This is a genomic window from Simplicispira psychrophila DSM 11588 (assembly GCF_000688255.1).
GTDB lineage: Bacteria > Pseudomonadota > Gammaproteobacteria > Burkholderiales > Burkholderiaceae_C > Simplicispira > Simplicispira psychrophila.
Window position 1 is genome coordinate 98,832 of the sequence record NZ_JHYS01000007.1, and the last position, 17,373, is coordinate 116,204.

General features: G+C 61.3%; 14 protein-coding genes. 12 read left to right on the forward strand and 2 right to left on the reverse strand.

Translation table 11 applies throughout. The features are described from left to right. Positions 1-77 precede the first annotated feature (77 nt). The 11 genes from Q390_RS0109195 (at position 78) to Q390_RS0109245 (ending at position 14,119) form a co-directional block, all read left to right on the forward strand. Positions 78-1,040 (forward strand): chemotaxis protein, encoded by a 963-nt coding sequence (locus tag Q390_RS0109195; RefSeq protein ID WP_027995798.1) that lies wholly within the window; start codon positions 78-80, stop codon positions 1,038-1,040. A 413-nt stretch (positions 1,041-1,453) separates the two neighbouring features. Continuing rightward, positions 1,454-1,933, forward strand: a complete 480-nt coding sequence (locus Q390_RS0109200) for a sugar dehydrogenase complex small subunit (protein ID WP_084153846.1) — start codon at positions 1,454-1,456, stop codon at positions 1,931-1,933. 78 nt (positions 1,934-2,011) lie between these two features. Next, positions 2,012-3,664: a GMC family oxidoreductase gene (locus Q390_RS0109205; protein WP_037472608.1), complete on the forward strand. Its 1,653-nt coding sequence runs from the start codon at positions 2,012-2,014 to the stop codon at positions 3,662-3,664. A gap of 18 nt (positions 3,665-3,682) precedes the next feature. After that, positions 3,683-5,422, forward strand: coding sequence for a pyridoxal phosphate-dependent decarboxylase family protein (locus Q390_RS0109210; RefSeq protein WP_084153847.1), 1,740 nt, complete (start codon positions 3,683-3,685; stop codon positions 5,420-5,422). Continuing rightward, complete coding sequence (locus tag Q390_RS0109215) at positions 5,419-6,222, forward strand: phytochelatin synthase family protein (protein WP_245606887.1); 804 nt, start codon at positions 5,419-5,421, stop codon at positions 6,220-6,222. The genes Q390_RS0109210 and Q390_RS0109215 overlap by 4 nt, the downstream gene beginning before the upstream one ends. 3 nt (positions 6,223-6,225) lie before the next feature. Next, complete coding sequence (locus Q390_RS0109220; protein WP_027995803.1) at positions 6,226-7,314, forward strand: RCC1 domain-containing protein; 1,089 nt, start codon at positions 6,226-6,228, stop codon at positions 7,312-7,314. After that, positions 7,311-9,008 carry a multicopper oxidase family protein gene (locus tag Q390_RS0109225; RefSeq protein WP_027995804.1) on the forward strand — a complete coding sequence of 566 codons (1,698 nt, stop codon included), beginning with the start codon at positions 7,311-7,313 and terminating at the stop codon, positions 9,006-9,008. The genes Q390_RS0109220 and Q390_RS0109225 overlap by 4 nt, the downstream gene beginning before the upstream one ends. A gap of 185 nt (positions 9,009-9,193) precedes the next feature. Beyond that, complete coding sequence (locus Q390_RS0109230; RefSeq protein WP_156949868.1) at positions 9,194-10,366, forward strand: hypothetical protein; 1,173 nt, start codon at positions 9,194-9,196, stop codon at positions 10,364-10,366. Then, positions 10,363-11,448: a hypothetical protein gene (locus Q390_RS0109235; RefSeq protein WP_169737271.1), complete on the forward strand. Its 1,086-nt coding sequence runs from the start codon at positions 10,363-10,365 to the stop codon at positions 11,446-11,448. The genes Q390_RS0109230 and Q390_RS0109235 overlap by 4 nt, the downstream gene beginning before the upstream one ends. Continuing rightward, positions 11,445-13,160: an SLC13 family permease gene (locus tag Q390_RS0109240; RefSeq protein WP_027995807.1), complete on the forward strand. Its 1,716-nt coding sequence runs from the start codon at positions 11,445-11,447 to the stop codon at positions 13,158-13,160. The genes Q390_RS0109235 and Q390_RS0109240 overlap by 4 nt, the downstream gene beginning before the upstream one ends. Next, complete coding sequence (locus Q390_RS0109245; protein ID WP_027995808.1) at positions 13,157-14,119, forward strand: hypothetical protein; 963 nt, start codon at positions 13,157-13,159, stop codon at positions 14,117-14,119. The genes Q390_RS0109240 and Q390_RS0109245 overlap by 4 nt, the downstream gene beginning before the upstream one ends. 56 nt (positions 14,120-14,175) lie before the next feature. Here the strand turns inward: Q390_RS0109245 and Q390_RS0109250 are convergent, their stop codons facing one another. Beyond that, the gene (locus tag Q390_RS0109250) at positions 14,176-15,360 is read right to left on the reverse strand and encodes an alpha/beta hydrolase family protein (RefSeq protein ID WP_245606888.1); all 1,185 of its coding nucleotides are present in this window, start codon (positions 15,358-15,360) and stop codon (positions 14,176-14,178) included. A 197-nt stretch (positions 15,361-15,557) separates the two neighbouring features. Here Q390_RS0109250 and Q390_RS0109255 point away from each other — a divergent pair, with 197 nt between their 5' ends. After that, complete coding sequence (locus tag Q390_RS0109255) at positions 15,558-16,379, forward strand: alpha/beta fold hydrolase (RefSeq protein ID WP_027995810.1); 822 nt, start codon at positions 15,558-15,560, stop codon at positions 16,377-16,379. Positions 16,380-16,396: 17 nt separating this feature from the next. On the opposite strand, the gene Q390_RS0109260 is transcribed toward Q390_RS0109255, so the two are convergent. Then, positions 16,397-17,359 (reverse strand): MipA/OmpV family protein, encoded by a 963-nt coding sequence (locus Q390_RS0109260; RefSeq protein WP_245606889.1) that lies wholly within the window; start codon positions 17,357-17,359, stop codon positions 16,397-16,399. Positions 17,360-17,373 lie beyond the last annotated feature (14 nt).

A 17,373-nucleotide genomic window follows, 5' to 3' on the forward strand; every position in this document is an offset into this window, starting at 1 on the left:
CCCGCAAACAGTTCGCCGGCAGAGTCCTTCTGCTTCTAAAATCCAAGAACGCAATTTCTGCGTCAAAGAGTAACAGCATGACCAATGTCCAGCACGAAATCGACGAGCGCACCAACCTCACCAACTCGAACAAGTTCGAGCTCTTGTTGTTTCGTCTGGGCGCTGACAGCGCTCTGGGCCAGTCAGAGCTGTTTGGCATCAACGTGTTCAAGATCCGCGAGATCGTGGCCATGCCCAGCATCACGCCCATCGTCGGCGCCACGCCGCATTCGCTGGGCATCGTCAATTTGCGCGGCCAGGTAATTCCGGTGTTTGACCTGCCTGCCATCGTCGGCTGCACTCCCAAGACGGGGCTGAACATCATGCTGGTCACCGAGTACGCCCGCACCACGCAGGCCTTCGCGGTCGAGTCGGTGGAAGACATCGTGCGGCTGGACTGGAAGCAGGTACTGTCGGCCGACAGCAGCGGCGCCGGACGCAACATGGTCACCAGCATTGCCCGGCTGGACGGCAATGCCGATGGCACGCGTCTGGCGCAGGTGCTGGACGTCGAGGCGATTTTGCAAATGGTATCGCCGTCCGCTACGCCGGAAATGGATGATGAGAGAAAAATAGGGCCCGAACTCAAGCTCAAACCCGGCACCCTCATTTTGGCGGCGGATGATTCTTTTGTCGCCCGCTCGCTGATCGAGCGCGGCCTCAAAGCCATGCATGCGCCGTTTGAAATGACCAAATCCGGCAAGGAAGCCTGGGATCGGCTCAACGCCATCGCCGACGAAGCCGAAGCCGAGGGCAAAACCATCCTGGACAAGGTGTGTCTGGTGCTGACCGATCTGGAAATGCCCGAAATGGATGGTTTCACCCTGACCCGCAACATCAAGCAAAGCCCGCGCTTTAGCAAGCTGCCCGTGGTCATCCATTCCTCCCTCTCCGGCTCGGCCAATGAAGACCATGTGCGCAGCGTTGGTGCCGATGCCTACGTCGCCAAGTTTGTCGCTGAAGACCTGGCCAAGACCATCCGCTCGGTGCTGCCGCACTGAGAACGCCTTCCTTTCAATTTATTCTCTCTTCAAGCCCTGGCTTCGCTGGCCTGCATAGGAGGCCAGCCACTGGGCGCAGACAAATCCAAGTCTTGCGCATGGCCGAGGAGTTGAGGCGCCCTCATTTGCACCCATGACACGGGCTGGAGATCTCGTTGGTGCGCACCATAGTTTGCTAAAGCCTGTCGTCCAAGGGCTCCAATGCCTGCTCCCGCGCATATCTTGCTGTGCGCCCACGCGGGACACAGCAGCGCCAATAAATTTTTTTCTGATGAAAAAGCAATAAGTAATTGCGATAGTTACTTATTCCGTATTTAAATTACAATAAGAATTGATATTTCTCATGGTAATTCGGTCTGTTTTTTGCAAAACCGCCAAGAGGTTGTCGATTCAATTTTCCCGAGGAATACCGGATGTCTTTGCTTGGTCGGGCTTCACGTCGCCAATTTTTGCTGACCCTCTCGGGCTGCGTAGCAGGCATGGTCTCGCCAGCCCATTCGCACGCCTTTGCGAGCGCTGACGTCGCTACCCTTCCCGCCAGCCAGGTGCAGGCGTTCATGGCGGTGTGCAATACCCTGGCCGGTACCGCCATCTCCAATACCCCCTTGGCACGCCAATATCTGGCCGTGCTGGTCGAGCATCTGGAGCCCTCGCAGATCCATGCCTTGCTGGCATTGGCGAAGCTGCCTGCGGGCACCGAAGGCGCCGCCTCGCTACGCAAACCTTTGCGGGAAGTGGTCGAGTTTGCCCTGCAACTGTGGATGAGCGGCATGGTCGGCAACGATCGTGTGCTGGCCTACGTCGAAGCGCCGGTGTGGTCAACCCTCCCGTTTACCAAGCCCCCGGGCGTGTGTGGCGGCGCCTTTGGCTATTGGGCTAACGCGCCGATCTGAAGCACGCCCCCCAATTTCATCTCGTTTTCGACCCGGGCATGCCCGGACCGCAGGCGCTCTCCTGTGAGACCCACACCCATGACCCCTCAGAAACCCCAGAATGAAGTTTTATCGGCCGATGTGATCGTAATCGGCGCTGGCGCTGTCGGCAGCTTCATGGCTTGGCAATTGGCCAGCCAAGGCGCCAAGGTATTGATGATCGAAGCCGGGCCGCGCATCGACCGTGCCACCGCCGTGGGCCATTTCTACGACTCTGCGGTCAAGGGCCCCAACTCGCCCTACCCCAGCGAGGTCTATGCGCCGCATCCCATGCACGCGCACGACTACATGGTGCAGGCCGGGCCCCAAGTCTTTGGTGGCAGCTTTCTGCGTGCGGTGGGTGGCACCACTTGGCACTGGACGGGGTTTGCCACACGCTTTCGGCCCGACGACTTCAAGACCAAAACCTTGTATGGCGTCGGCGAGGACTGGCCGCTGGCCTACGAAGATTTGCTAGACCACTACCTGTTCATCGAGCGCGAATGGGGTACGGCAGGGGACAACGACTTTGATCAGGGTGGGCCACGCCACGGCAAATCATTTCCGTTGCCGCCGGTACCCATGACCTATGCCGACAAGCTGATCCGTGACGCCTTGGCGCCACTCGGCTATTCGGTCGGCCCCTTCAGCCATGCACGCAACTCCGAGCCGTTTGACGGACGTCCGCCTTGCTGCGGCAGTGCCAGTTGCGTGCCGATTTGCCCGGTGGGCGCCAAGTACGATGCCAGTGTGCATGTCGCCAAAGCCGAGGCGGCGGGCGTACAGCTGCTGCCGCAGGCGCTGGTGGAACACATCGAGGTAGGGAGCGATTCCCTGATCCAAGGTCTTCGCATCCGTCACCCAGATGGCAGCCACACCATGGCCCGTGCCAAGCTGTATGTGCTGGCGGCGCATGCCATCGAAACGCCCAATCTGCTACTGCGCTCGGCCCAACCGAATGCGCCTTTGGGTGTGGCCAACCGCAGCGATGCGGTCGGGCGCTATTTGATGGGCCAAGTCGATTTAGACACCCGCGCACTGACCCGCGATCTGCTCTATACCTATCGGGCACCCACCACCACGGGCGGCATTCTGGAGCTGCGCGACGGCCCGGTGCGCAAAGAACACGCCGCCATCGGCACCTCGTTTCTGAACCGTGGCTGGCGCACTGGGCTGGGGCCGATGCAGCGCTCGGCGCATCTGATCAAAGGGGGGCTGCGCGGCAGCGCATTGGCGGCGGCGCTGAACGATCAATGCGCCCGTGAGTTAGCCATCAACAGCTCGGTCGAAATACTGCCGGTGGCCAGTAACCGCATCCAGCCCGATCCCGAACTGCGCGATAGCAGTGGTATGCCGCGCCCTCGGGTGAGTTTCACGGTCGATGATTACAGTCTGCGCGCCATAGATAAAGCACGCCAGCGCCATGATGACATCACCAAAGCACTGGGGTGTACCGACATCATCAGCGACGAGCCTTCGGTGGCGACGGCCATCATTGCCGGCACCGCTCGCATGGGGACGGATGCCGGGCAGTCGGTGGTTGATCCGTGGTGCCGCAGCCATGACCACGCCAATCTGTTCGTCGTCGGAACGGCTAATTTTCCGACGATGCCGATCAACGCCCCAACCTTGACTGCTGTCGCGCTGGGATTGCGTGCCTTGCCCTTGCTGCACAAAGACCTTGTTGCTGGCCGCTTCAACCCTGTTGCCTGATTTATCTGGAGATATCACATGCTCAGACGCTCTTGGCTCCAAGCCTCAGCCCTTGCCTCGATGGTGGCCACGTTACCTATGCGCGCTAAAGCCGCTGTCAAGGCGCACCAATCCGATGCCACGGTCGGAACGGAAGGCTACAAACGCATCGTTCGCTCCATTCGTGATGCCTTTCCTTCGCCTACGCACTCGACATCCGCTGACAGCCGCTTTTCCCGACTCATGGCCTATGCCTTGCTAGAGTATGAAAAGCTGAAATCGCACCGCACTTTCTTGGGTAAGCGCAACGCATTGGACTATGCCGGCGCCCGTAAAGCGCGCGTCAACAAAGACATGGGCGAGATGCGCAGCACCATCCGCGAGACGGCACGCTACCTAGAAGGCCAGTTCACTTGGAGTCATCCGGATGTGCACCGTCTGCATGGCTCGTCCACCTCGGTGTCCATCATTGGGCAGTTGTATGGCTCGCTGGCAGACCCCAATACGGTGTGGGACGACCTGTCGCACAAGGGCGCAGAAGCCGAGGTGCGTGTCTCTGCCATGTGCGCTGCCTTGGTCGGCTACGACCCTGAAAAGGCGCTGGGGTTGTTCACCTTTGGCGGCACCGGCACCACGCTCTACGGCATCAAACTGGGTGCGGAGCGGGCGCAGCCCGGCTTGTTCACCGACGGCATACGACAGCCGCTGCGCGTGTTTGGCTCGGATATGGCGCACTACGCCAAGCTCAGTGCCTGCGCGTGGCTGGGCTTGGGCAGTCAGGCGGCTATTTCAGTGGCAACCGGTGAAGACAACGCCATGGACGTGGTGGCGCTAGAAAAAGCCTTGCGTGCGTGCATTGAAAAAGGGGAACGCATTGCGGCGATTGTGGTGACGATGGGCAGCACGGATGCGTTTGGTGTCGATGACATCGTGGCCGTCAACGCGCTGCGCCAGCGTCTGGCCAAAGAGTATCGGCTTGATTACCTGCCCTACCTCCATGCCGATGCGGTGATTGGCTGGGCCTATTCGGTGTTCAATGACTACGAGTTCGACGCCAATCCGCTGGGTATTCCTGCCGAAGCCCTGCATTCGCTCAAGACGGTGCGTGAGCGTATCCAGCACCTGTCGCTGGCCGATTCGCTGGGCATTGACTTCCACAAGAGCGGCTACACCCCGTACGCATCGAGTCTGTTCTTGGCGGGCGATGCCCAGCTGCTCAACCCGGTGCGCCGCGACAAAGTGGCTATGCCGTATTTGTTCCAGTTTGGTGAATACGACCCCGGTATCTACACCTTGGAGTGTTCGCGTTCTGGCGGCCCGGTGCTGGCGGCGCTGTCGAACCTGATGCTGCTGGGCAAAGATGGTTTTCGGGGTTTATTGAGCCATTGCTTGCAGATGTCGCACTTGCTGCGTGATAAGGCGCGCGGCCTGCCATGGTTGACGGTACTGAACGAAGACAACCATGGTGCTGTGGTCGTGATCCGCGTCTATCCGGACGGGGTGGATGCCGACAGCGCCTACCAAGCTGAGAGAAGCAACGCCGCCCAGCGCACCACCTTGCTTGAACACAATGAGTTCAACAAAGCGGTCTACATGAGTACGCGCGAAGCCGCTGAGTCTGGTGAAAGTCCGGTTTTTGTGCAGACCAACCGTTACCGCGACACCACCTATGGCGAGCCGATTGTGGGCATTAAATTCTTTACGCTGTCGGTTTTTACCGACCCCAAATCCATTGATAACGCTTTGGCCGCATTGATGCAGGCACGCAAAAAAGTATGAAAAATTCTGCATCTCTGCTTCAGCGCCCGCGCTCGTGGGTCGCCCATACCTTGCTCGCTGGTCTGTTCACAGCCTCTCTGCTTGCCCTGCCCCCAGCGTCCATGGCGCGCGAGGTGGCCGCACCGGTTGCGGCGACCACAGTCGTCGCGCAGCCGCTGCAGATACCCAACAGTCTGTTTGTGCTGTCACACCCTATTGGGCAGCAGCGCTTGTTGCAAAGCGACTACCGCCAAGCCTATTGGCCGCTGGCTACTTACTTTGAGACCCAGCGCAACCAAGCCTATTGCTCCGTAGCTACCTCGGTGATTGCACTCAACGCCTTGGGCTTGCCCCGTCCCGTGACAGCGTTGTACCCAGACTTCCCCTTTTTCACACAACAAGACTTCTTTGCCAATGTCGATCGGCGCATCGCCAATCCGGAGGTGGTATCCAAGGAAGGCATGACGCTAGACCAATTGGCGACGGTCTTGGTGCAGTTTCCGGTGGATGTCGAGAAAATTTCTGGGGACGCGCTGGATGCGCCCCAGTTGCGCGAGCTGCTGAAGAAGCATTTACGCGAGCAGGATCGTTTTGTGCTGTTCAACTTCAACCGCCGTTTTATTGGCGAGGTCGGTGGTGGCCACTGGTCGCCGTTGGCGGCCTACCATGAGGCCAGCGATTCGGTGCTGCTGATGGACGTGGCGCGCTACAAATACCCGCCGGTGTGGGTGCCGCTGGCAGACCTGTTGCAGGCGGCCCAAGACCCTGACAGCGTCAGCGGCAAGGCGCGTGGTTTGCTGGTCGTTACCAAGAAGCGTTAGACCATGACCGCGCAGGTGCTTGCTCTGGCGGCGGGTCGAGACCACAGCCTGGTCCTGCGGGCCGGTCAGCGGCTGGTTGGCTGGGGCGGTGACGGCACCGGGCGCTTTCCTGCGCCGGAGGGCGTGTGCTCTGCGCCACCGTCTGACAATAGAGCCGTGTATGTGCCGACTGACGTGCAGTTGCAGCAAATTACGGCCAGTGCCGGCATCAGTCTGGCGCTCGATGTGCAGGGTGCCGCGTATGTTTGGGGAGCCAACCGCGCGGGTTTGGGTGGCCGGCTTTCCTCCATCATGGCGCAGCAGCCCCGGCGGTTGCTGGGTCTGCCAGCCTTGGCGCAACTCAGTGGGAGCGAATTTTTTACCCTCGCCCGTGCCCGCGATGGCCGCCTGTACCACTGGGGGCTGACGCCGGGTTCCGCGCAGGCGCGCAATGTGGCGCCTGTGCGGGTTGCAGCTGTGCCCGCCATCACTGACTGCTGTGCCGGCGCCGGCCATGCGTTGTTGCTCGACGGCCTGCACCGCGTATGGGCTTGGGGCGCCAATGCTGCCGGCCAATTGGGCGCGGGCCACTTGCAGGACTACAGCGCGCCAGCGCTGGTGCCTATGCCGCGCAAGATCGTCGCGCTGGCAGCGGGGGCCAGCCACAGTCTGGCCATTGATGCCCGGGGCCAAGCTTGGGCGTGGGGCAGTAACCAGCACGGGCAGCTGGGCGACGGCAGCGCGCCCTACCGCACTGCGCCGCACCAAGTGTCCTTGCCTGAAGCGGTGACCCACGTGGCGGCAGGCCAGTATGTGTCGTATGCGCTGGGGCGCTCTGGCCGTTTGTACGCTTGGGGCTGGAACGCCCGGGGCCAGCTGGGACAAGGCCACACCGAAGCTTTATCGGGCGTGCAAACCGTGAAGCATTTGCCGGCGCTGAAAAAAATCAGCGCCGGCCAAGGCCATGTGCTTGTCAGCGACGGCTGGCAGGTATGGGCATGGGGAGACAACCGCAACGGCCAACTGGGCCAGATGGCAGCGTACCGGGCGAAGCCCGGCCAGCTTAACGATACAGCCTCTCCCGTAACAACAAAACAAGAAAGCACCACATGAGCCAAGCCTACACACGCCGTGATTTTTTGAACGTCTCTTGGAAGCTCGGTGCCGGCGCTGTTTTGCCCGCTGCACTGGTCGCTTGCGGCGGCAGCAATACCTCGGGCGAGCCGGGAACACCCGAAACTTTTGTGGAGCCGCTGCGCTTAGTGGCGCGCGATGGCGTGCTCGACTACACCTTGCGCATGGTCTATGCAGACCTGCACCTCAATGGCAAGCCGGTGCACTTGCGCACCTACAACGCCATGGTGCCAGCGCCTACCTTGCAGGTGCGCGCCGGTGAGACCTTGCGCATCCGCGTGGTCAATGACCTGCCGCCTAATCCGCAAAGCACCGAGCCCGCAGAGCATTTGCGCTACATGAACAGCGCCAATTTGCACACCCATGGCCTGCATGTGGCACCTGGCTTGGTCGGCGAGAACCTGTATGGCGACTACGTAGTGGATAGCTCCGAGTCTGCGGTACAGCCCGGACAGTCACGCCAGCATCAATACGCCATCGTGGCCGACCATCCAGCCGGTACGTCTTGGTACCACCCGCATTTGCATGGCGCTACCGCAGTGCAAGTGGGCAGTGGCATGGCCGGTGCCATTGTGATCACCGGCCCGCTGGACGACGTGCCCGAAATCGCCGCTGCGCGCGATCGCGTGATGATGTTCCAAGCACCCATCTTTGACGCCCAAGGTAAGCTGGAAAGCTTCTCGCAGGTGGCTAACCCGGATGCCGAGCCAGCCTTTCTGATCAACGGCGTGCGCCGTCCCACCTTGGTTTTGCGTCCGGGCCAGGTCGAGCGCTGGCGCTTGATCAATGCCGGCATTGCCAACTACCTCAATCTGGCATTGGAGAAGCATTCTCTGCACTTGATTGCGCTGGATTCTTGCCCGCGCGCGCAGCCTCAAGTTTTTTCGCCCGATACGGCTGAAGGACTGGTGCTGGCCCCCGGCAACCGGGCCGACATCCTGATCCAAGCCGGTGCACCGGGGCGCTATGTGCTGTCCACCAAGTCTTATGACATGGGTTTCCCCGCACTGCTGGCCGAAGACATCTTGGCCGATATCGTTGTCGAGGGTGTGCCGCTAATGATGGCGCTGCCCGCCAGCCCCTTGCCGGTGCCGGCGGCGCTGAAATCGATCAGTGACGAAGAGCTGGCTGCCCACGGTGGGCTGCGCCGCAACATCGTATTGCGCTCGGTCTTTAACAATAGCGGCGCACCGCTGACAGAAGCACCGGCGATCGATGCCCTCGACTTGCCGCCCGGTGAACTGGGCCAGTGGCAGTATCAAACCGATGCCACTTTTCTGTCCGACACCGCCTTCACCATGGGTGCGGGTGGCAAGTCGGCATCTACCCATCCGCCCATGCCGCAACGCTTGGCACCGTTCCAGTCGCACCGCGCTGTCTGCCAAACCGTAGCGCTCAATAGCGTGGAGGAGTGGACTGTCTACAACATGAATCAGGTGCAGCATCCGTTTCACATCCACATCAACCCCTTTGAGGTGGTGAAAATCAATGGCTTGCCGGTCAAGCCTTTTTGGTCAGACACCATCGGACTGCCGCGCAACGGTACGCCCGAGGCGCCAACATCAGTGACATTTCGCACCCGCTTTACCGATTTTTCAGGGGCTTATGTGATGCACTGCCACATCCTCGCGCACGAAGATATGGGAATGATGCAGATCGTCGAAGTGGTATGAGCGTGCGGGTGCAGCAGCGCCCCCAGACCACCCGGCAGGGCCGGTGGCCTGATGGTTTTTCACATCCTGCCGCTTGGGTTTTGTGCGCTGCGGCTGCCTTGCTCGGCGCGCTCATTTATCAATGGGAGCCGCTCCTGCCCGTGCTGCTGGGTGCTAGTAGTCGGCAGGCTGGCATCTGGCTGACCATGGCCCTGCTGCTGGGGCTGTGGATGATTCCGTCCTTACCACGGATTTTTTCGATCTTGTTGGCCTTGCTGGCCATGCGCCTGTTTGACCTTGCTTCTACTGCCCTGCTACTGACCGGCGCGGTCAGTGATGTGGCGCTGTGGTGGCTGGGTTCCTTTGCTGTGTGCGTAGCGGCGCAGCAGTGTGGATTACTGGGCGTTTTGTGGGCCTACGCGCTGCGCAGCCTACAGACGCCGGGTGTTCAAGGGCTGCGCCCACCCGCCGTGCTGTGGCTGACAATGGTTTTTTCTTTGTTGCCATCGCCCATGCAGGCCAGCCGCTGGACACGTAGTTTTTGTCTAGCGCCGTGGTGCGCATCACCCGCTGTCTCGCGTGATGTGGTCAGTGCGGCGCAGCTGGCGGCACGGCTGGCATGGCTACCCGCCCATCCGGTCAACCTAATGCTTTTGGCACTGCTGCCGATGGGCGGACTAGACCGGTTTGTCCCAGCCCATTGGGTGTTGAGCACTTGGCCTTTACTACTGCTGGCGCTGGTCTATGCCACCTATGCACAGTGGCGGGCACCGCTTGCGCCAGACTTTGCACCCCCGGTGCCAGAGCTTGTGCCAGTGCCGCAAGAAGACCGCTTTGCCATGCAATGCACCGGTGCCATTGCCGTGGTTTTAGTGCTGATGGTGGCGCTGCAGCCATTTCATGGATTCGCGCCCGGTCTCGTATCGCTGTTGGCCATGGTGGCGCTGTTTGCTTTGAAGATTCTGCCCCCTCAGAGCTACCACCGGGGGGTGGACTGGCAACTGTTCGTTATCGCGACAGTGCTGCCGGGGTTGATCGCTAGTTTTGCGGCGGCCCTGCCAGCCTGGAGCCTGGATGCCGGCGGTACATTTTTAGCATTGCCTTTTTTATTTTTTCTGCGCATGGTGCTGCCACCAGGGGTGACGATCGTGGCCGCGCTGGTGCTGGCCGTGTCTTGGTCGTCCACTCATGGACACGATCTGCTCAATACCGCCCTGTCGGTGCTGGTGGCGTTCCATCTGGTTGATTTCATGTTCTGTCGCAACACCGCTGGCTCGGCGGTCACACGCTGGCAACTGGCTTGGAACACTCTGCGCCGCCCTGTGACGTGGGGAACATGCGCTGCGTACTATGCTTGGGCAGGGTGGTATGGATGGTGACGGTACACCTTGGGATGCAGCGCAAGCGCCGTTTTTGGGTGGCCATGGGGGTCGTGGCGATGGTTGCGGCGCTGGCGTGGACGGGGATGCGACGTCCGGCGATTTTGGTATTGCACAGCCAGAGCGAGCGGATTCCGTGGACTCGGGGCGTGGATGCCGGGATTGACCGTGTCATTGACCAAAACAGTGGCATCCGCCTGCAACGCATTTATTTCTCTGCGCATAACCAAGAGCAGGCGGTCACGCAGATGACCGAAGTCCGCCGCTTCATTGCCCGCTGGCGGCCCGATGTGATCTTGGCGGTAGATGATCTCGCGCAAGCGCAAGTGGGCGCTGCTTATCTGGCCAAAGGCACGCCGCAGATTGTTTATAGCGGTATCGAAGACCAAGAGCGAACACTGTCACACAGTGCCATGCCCCAGGTTCGAGGAATTGCCGAGCGCACGCCTTGGCCGATTGTTGAGCGCACTCTGTTGCAGCTCGCAGAACTCAGCAGCGTGCAGGCAGCCAGTTCGGGCCCGTTTAAGCCTCAACGCATTGCGCTGCTCTCGGACACCGGTTCAGCGGCAGAAGAAGAGGCCAGAGGCTTCGCCGCGCATGTTTGGCAGGCGGCGCAACCTGTCGGAGCGTGGCGCTGCACCACCTTAGAACAATGGCAGCAAGCGCTGGATGAAATTGCCCAGCAGGCCGATGTGGTGGTTATTGGTGACTATCGCAACCTTGCCGGGCCCGAGGGTTTGTCCCGCGCTGCGTGGAGACAGCTGTTGGCCAACACGGTGTTGGCGCGCCTACAGCTGCCGATGACGGCGTTGTCGGCCTATGCCGTGTCTGACGGCATACCGATGGGCATCCTGCCATCGCCCATCGAGCAAGGCGAGGTAGCAGCCCAAATGGCGCTGCATATCTCCCGAGAAGGTGCCTCTCCTGCGGCGCTGCCAGAGCACCAGAAACACCTGCTGACGCAAGACTTCGCGCTGATTTTGAATCCGCAGCAAATGCAACGGCGCCATCTCTCCTTGGGTGCCATGGATACCTACTACGCACGTATTTCTGGCCGTTTGATCGGCAGCGGCACGCCATGACTCTGCCACTGCGCGAGCATCCTTTATGGCGGCACATCGACCGCTCCAGCGGTTATTTACTGGAAACGATGGCGCGGGCCGTGGTCTGGCAGGACACATCCGAGCTGGCACGCATGGCGCAAGACAGCGTGGTGTTGGGCTGGACGCGCGACGGACAAGCCCTCACCTTGGTGGCAGCGCTGCAACTGGAGTGGACTGCGCCGCCGCTACTGCCCGCCGGAGCCGGCTCAGGGTGGCTGATTCCCAGCGATCCCCTGCGGGTGCTGCTACAGGATCAGGAGGCTTGCCGTGCGTACCTAGAGTGCGCGCCAGCACCCGCTGAAATGACCGCCAGCGCCCTTGCCCTGTCGGCACGCGAAGTCTGGGGCTGGCTGCTGGCCTTGGGGTTGCCGGTCTTGGCCATGCTGCTACTTGGCGGGCGCGGCGACACGCTGGCACAGTGGTTGCTATTTTTGTCGGCCATCAGCGCCGGCTTGTGCGTGTGGGTGCTGGGCTTGGCACCGCCGTTTGTTGGTGCCCTGCTGGCGCTGCTGTTGATGATGGCGGTCAGCCACTTGCCGCCTGCGCAGGCGCTGGCAGGGTTTGGCAGCGGTAGCTTTTTCTTGCTGCTTGGCATGTTTGGTATCAGTTCTGCGGTGCAGCACAGCGGACTAATGGAGCGCCTTTTGAGTGTGCTGCTACGGCGTTTTTCGCACACTACGCGGATGTTGCAAGCATGTCTGGTGCTGGTGGGCGCGGTGATGACCTTGTTCATTCCGAGCACTGCTGGGCGATTACAACTGGTAGCGCCGATGGTCAAGGTGCTGGCGCACCCCGGCAACAGCGCGGTGCTGGCCTTTGCCGCTTTGTCGGGCAGCACCTTGTTTTCCACCGCATTTTTGCTGGGCAATCCGGCCAATTTCATCGTGCTGGGCATCCTGCCAGAGCACTGGCAGCCGCATGTCAACTGGCTCACTTGGTTCCAGTGTGCCGCTGTGTACACGCTGGTGATGGGGGTTTGTTTGGCGTTGGGACTGGTGGGCCGAGCGGGTCAACGCCCCCAAGATACCGGTGCCGGCGCATGGAAGCCCACCGTCCTGCCACGCTTCTCTTCCGCCGAAGCCATCACGGCCGTGGCATTGGCCTGCCTCACGCTGGGTGTAGCGCTGGGCAACGTTCACCACATTGAAACGGCTTGGTTGGCGCTCTTCGTGCTGCTGTTGCTACTGGCGACAGGTGTGCTTTCTGTCGACCGGTTGCACAAGGATATCCATTGGCCGATTCTGATTTATTTGCTGTGTACCGTAGGTTTTGCACGCAGCTTTTCCCATATGGGCATACAGGAATGGATCGCCGGAAATATGGGACTGCTAGAGCAGCTGATGCGTGAAGCGCAGGTGGCCTTTCTACTGCTGCTGGCTATCGCGGTGGTGCTGTTGCGGCTGGTGTTGCCGGCGCTGGTGTGCATCACCACACTGTGTGCGGTGTTGCTGCCTTTGGCGGATACCCATGGCATGAACCCGCTGGTGGTCGGATTTGTAGTGCTGACCGCCAGTGAAATATGGTTTTTTCCGCACCAGAGTACAGACTACATCCTGTTTCGCGAATCCCTGAATATGCCGCAGAGCCAGAGTGCTGGGATGCTGCGCAGCAACGCCCGCATTCAAGTCTGTCGCCTTTTGGCCTTGGTGGTATCGATTCCCTACTGGTATCACTTGGGGTATTTGCAATGAGCCGCACCCTGCGTTGGGCCTGGGTCGCGCTGTTTTTGCTGCTGGCGATGGGGGCGGTGGTGACCAATATGAACAGCCGCCGGATTTTGGTCTTGCACGAGGGCGCAGCCGACAGTGCGGCAGTGCGCGCCTTTGGCCAAGGGGTGGGCTCCATGTTGGGACAAGTCTCTCACCTCAAACTGCGCCAGCAATATCTGGGCTTTGACCTTGGGGTGTGCCACCGCGTGCTGGATCAACTACGGGCTTTTGATCCTGACGCAGTGATCGCCGAAGGGCTGAAGGCGCGCCAATGTCTTGATAGCCAAACCGCGCAAGCACAGCCCATCGTGGTGTCGATGCCGGAGACACCCTCTTTGAGGATCGATCAGGGCAGTTATGTGGCCGCGTGGGCCAAGGTCTTGGCGGACATCGCCCCCCCAGGCGGCCTGCTGCTGGCGCTGCCTGGGGACGACCAGGAAGGGCAGCTGGAATACCGCTTACTGGGGGATGCCGCCCGAAGAGTGGGTTTGCGCATCCAGTCTTTGGGGCAGGCAGTGGTTTTAGAGCCCCGTGTACTGGCGAATGCTGTCCGCCTGGCTGCACCGGACATGGTGTTCGTCGGCCGCACGCTGGGGGCACAACTGGGGGCACAACACAAGGACACACAGGACAAACCCCAAACAGGCCTGTTGCAGGCACTGCGGCGATCCACACCGAACCCAATTCTGGCCTCCCGACTTGAAAGCCTGGAACTGGGCGCTGACCTGGTGTTACTACAGGCTCCCGAGCAGCGAGGCGAGTTGCTGGCGCAGGCCACACTGGCAGCGCTGGCGCGCGGTACAGCTGCGCTACCTGAGCCCACGCCACCCTATGAGATGGCGGTGGGCTTGCGCCAGGATTTCGTGGCGCGCCAGCACCATGCCTTGCCGTCCTTTTACGTACTCAGTGCGCGACTGGCCGGCTTTTTGACCGGACCTTGAATGCCTAAAAAGCCGCAAGCGCTGTACCAGCAAGCGCGAGCAGCTATCAAAAAAGACTACAAATCCTGCGCTATCGGCGCCAGCTTACCCAGCATGAAACCAATGAACGGCGCCACACAGCCGATGTGGCTTGACGGCGTGGCAGGGCAGTCGGTCAGGCTGACCAGCTCTCCTGCGCCTTGTGCCTGCATGGCAGCCAGGGTACTGGTGGAACTGGCGTAGGGCACGGTGCGGTCGTCCCGGCCGTGGTAGAGGTACACTGGCGCCTGCGGGCGCCAGTCGTGCACATTGCTGATGCGGGCGGTGGCGGCCACGTTATCCGCCAGAAAATTGTCCAGAAACAGCGGATCGATCACGGTATCGGCATCGTCCGGCAGGAGCTCCCTGAGCAGTGCACGGCGCACTTCGCGTTGTGCGCTGCCGCCCAGATAGCGCAGAAAACCCGGGTTGATGAGCGCTCCCACCAAGGAATTTTCTTTGCGCACAATATTAATCAGGCTGTCGAGCGTGACTTGCACGTTATAGGGGCCAGCACCGGGGACTGCGGCACGCAGTTGCTGCAAGTGCACCGAGTTGTTCATCTGCAGGGCACGGTGCGCTGCCATGGTGGCGTAGCCGCCTTCGGAGTAGCCGGTCAGAAACAGCTGCTGGTTATCGACCACTCCCTCTTGGCTGCGCCAGGTTTTGGCGGCCGTCAGAAAGTCTACGACCGACGCCGCCATGGGTGCTGACTGCAGGTAGGGATGTGGTGTGCCCTTGCTGACGCCATAACCGACGTAATCGGGCGCCAGCACGATGTAGCCCAGCGAGGCCATCACTACGGCTACTTCAGAGGCCACAGCGTTGTTGCTGGGAGTTTCGGCATCGCGAAAGATAGTGCCGTGCTGGTAGGACAGCAGCGGGCTTTTGGCGCCAGCGGGCTTCACAGGCACGCTAACCAGCCCCGAGGCGCGCACCGCTTGCCCCTGCGCACCAATGGTGAGGTATTCCAGCCGGTACGAAGTGACGGCGTAGCGCGGCTGCAGACCTTGCACGAGCGACTCCTTATCTGCCACGGCAGCACTGATGTCGGCTTGCGCAATGGTGCCCAGCAGGGTCGCCGCCTGCAGCGTGCCCTGGCTATTTGGATCGGACGGCTGTACGGGCGTATTGCCACCACCATCGTTGCCAGCATTACCGCTGCTGTCCTGCGCTTTATCGCCACCGCCGCAGGCCGCCAAAGAAAAAACCAGTATCGCCACGCCTGTCAGACGAGCACAGTGAGATGAAAAATTGCGCACCACAGGTACCTCCAATGAGAAGCGCAATGATAGTAAGAATATGCGGCTGCGCCAGCCTGTCGCGCAGGAGCAGGCCGGCACCCGGCGGGGCGTACATACTTGCGCCTTTGCAAAAGGCACGCGCCAGCAGACCGGTAGCTGCAGGCCTCCCGTTTTTCATGACCAAAATTGTTTTCGCACATGGCAACAGCTTTCCTGGCGCCACCTACAGCGTGTTGTTTGAGCATTTGCACCAGCGCGGCTTTACGGTCAGCGCGGTCGATCGCTTTGGCCACGATCCGCAGTACCCGGTGACCAGCAACTGGCCGCATCTGGTGCAGCAGTTGGCTGACTTCACCCGCCAGCAGGTGCAAGAGACCGGGGAGCCAGTGTTTCTGGTGGGCCATTCGTTGGGCGGTATTTTGAGCGTGATGGCGGCGGCGCAGCACCCACAAGGGGTACGCGGCGTGCTGATGCTGGACTCGCCGCTGGTCAGCGGCTGGCGTGCCACCACGGTGGGCATGGCCAAAAGCACGCGCATCGTCAGTGCCGTCTCACCCGGACGCGTGAGCCGCCAGCGCCGCATCAGCTGGGCCAGCACGGAAGAGGCGCTGGAACATTTTCGCAAAAAGAAGGCTTTTGCCCGCTGGGATGCGCAGATGCTGCGCGACTACGTGACGCACGGCCTGCACGATGAAGAGGGACGGCGCGTACTGCGCTTTGACCGCGCCGTCGAAACCGCCATCTACAACACGCTGCCGCACAACTTGGACGCCCTGCTGCGCCAGCACCCGCTGCGCTGTCCAGCCAGTTTTATTGGCGGACGCGCTTCGGTAGAGATGCGCCAGGTGGGCATGGCGCTGACGCAGCGCGTGACCGGCGGGCGGATCATGATGCTCGACGGCACGCATTTATTCCCGATGGAGCAGCCGCGGACCACGGCAGCGGCCATCGAGGCCGCGCTGCTCAATCTATCAACGCTGGCGCCGACAACCGCCTGAGCCATAGAAAACCGCTCTCAACGGCAGCAGCGGTACGCCACGCCGACCAAGACGCCGTAGTTGGTGGCGCGCTGCGTGAGCGGGCTGCGGCGCGCGTCGCCGCGCAATTGCGATACCCCGGCATTGGCAAACACCACCCAACGCCGGCTCAGTGCGGTCATCACGTCCAGCCCCATATCGACGTTGTAGAGACCTGCAGCCGGAGCAAAAGGAGACAACGGGCTGGTGCCGACAGCCGACGCCGGCACACCGAAATGACTGCGCATATAGGTACTATTGGCAAAGGCTGCGCCCAAGCCCACGCCGACCGTGGTCTGCGGCGTCAGATCCAACGCATAGCGCAGGCTGGTGTTCAGCTGCGCACCGCCCGAACGCCCGAGCAGGTCTTGCGACAGGCCGGCATTGACCGACCAGCGCTCGCTGAGTGCATAGCCGGCGCTGATGCGTCCGCGCAGCGTCGAGCGCACCTCGGGCAAGCCCTGCAGCAGGGGATCATCGGAGTTGCTGCGACCCCCATCGATACGCACCGAGGTGCTCAGATGGAAGCGCGCGCGCTCGACCAACAGGGCGCTGGCGCCCGAGCCACGGTCATCAAAACCGTGATTCAGAACCGCGTTGCCGCGCGAAGAGCTAAACCGAAAACGCCCGTACTGCAGCGACAGCACCGGGCGCAGGTACGATTTGTGATCGTTGCTACCGACGTAGGTAGGGCTCCAGCCATACGCCATACCGAGCGCATAGTGGTGCGCGGAGGCGGCAGGAGTCAATGCTGCCGGCGCCTCTGGGGCCGCCGCCGATGCGGGCACAGAGGTGTCCACATCCCGGAAGGCGGCCTGTGGCTGCGGCTCTTGCACTTCGCGCGGCTGTTGCTGCGCTTGCACAGGGCAAGCCAAAGTCAGCCCCAGGAGCCAGGGAACGTAGCGGGCGGCACCGATGTCCTTGGTGCCCAAGCGTTGATGGAAGTAGCGAGCAGCTTTCATGGGGGCAGGCAGCT

Excerpts from the sequence above, each read along its gene's own strand:
- Q390_RS0109195 (WP_027995798.1), top strand. The coding sequence starts at position 78 with ATGACCAATGTCCAGCACGAAATCGACGAGCGCACCAACCTCACCAAC.
- Q390_RS0109200 (WP_084153846.1), top strand. The coding sequence starts at position 1,454 with ATGTCTTTGCTTGGTCGGGCTTCACGTCGCCAATTTTTGCTGACCCTC.
- Q390_RS0109205 (WP_037472608.1), top strand. The coding sequence starts at position 2,012 with ATGACCCCTCAGAAACCCCAGAATGAAGTTTTATCGGCCGATGTGATC.
- Q390_RS0109210 (WP_084153847.1), top strand. The coding sequence starts at position 3,683 with ATGCTCAGACGCTCTTGGCTCCAAGCCTCAGCCCTTGCCTCGATGGTG.
- Q390_RS0109215 (WP_245606887.1), top strand. The coding sequence starts at position 5,419 with ATGAAAAATTCTGCATCTCTGCTTCAGCGCCCGCGCTCGTGGGTCGCC.
- Q390_RS0109220 (WP_027995803.1), top strand. The coding sequence starts at position 6,226 with ATGACCGCGCAGGTGCTTGCTCTGGCGGCGGGTCGAGACCACAGCCTG.
- Q390_RS0109225 (WP_027995804.1), top strand. The coding sequence starts at position 7,311 with ATGAGCCAAGCCTACACACGCCGTGATTTTTTGAACGTCTCTTGGAAG.
- Q390_RS0109230 (WP_156949868.1), top strand. The coding sequence starts at position 9,194 with ATGGCCCTGCTGCTGGGGCTGTGGATGATTCCGTCCTTACCACGGATT.
- Q390_RS0109240 (WP_027995807.1), top strand. The coding sequence starts at position 11,445 with ATGACTCTGCCACTGCGCGAGCATCCTTTATGGCGGCACATCGACCGC.
- Q390_RS0109245 (WP_027995808.1), top strand. The coding sequence starts at position 13,157 with ATGAGCCGCACCCTGCGTTGGGCCTGGGTCGCGCTGTTTTTGCTGCTG.
- Q390_RS0109255 (WP_027995810.1), top strand. The coding sequence starts at position 15,558 with ATGACCAAAATTGTTTTCGCACATGGCAACAGCTTTCCTGGCGCCACC.
- Q390_RS0109260 (WP_245606889.1), bottom strand. The coding sequence starts at position 17,359 with ATGAAAGCTGCTCGCTACTTCCATCAACGCTTGGGCACCAAGGACATC.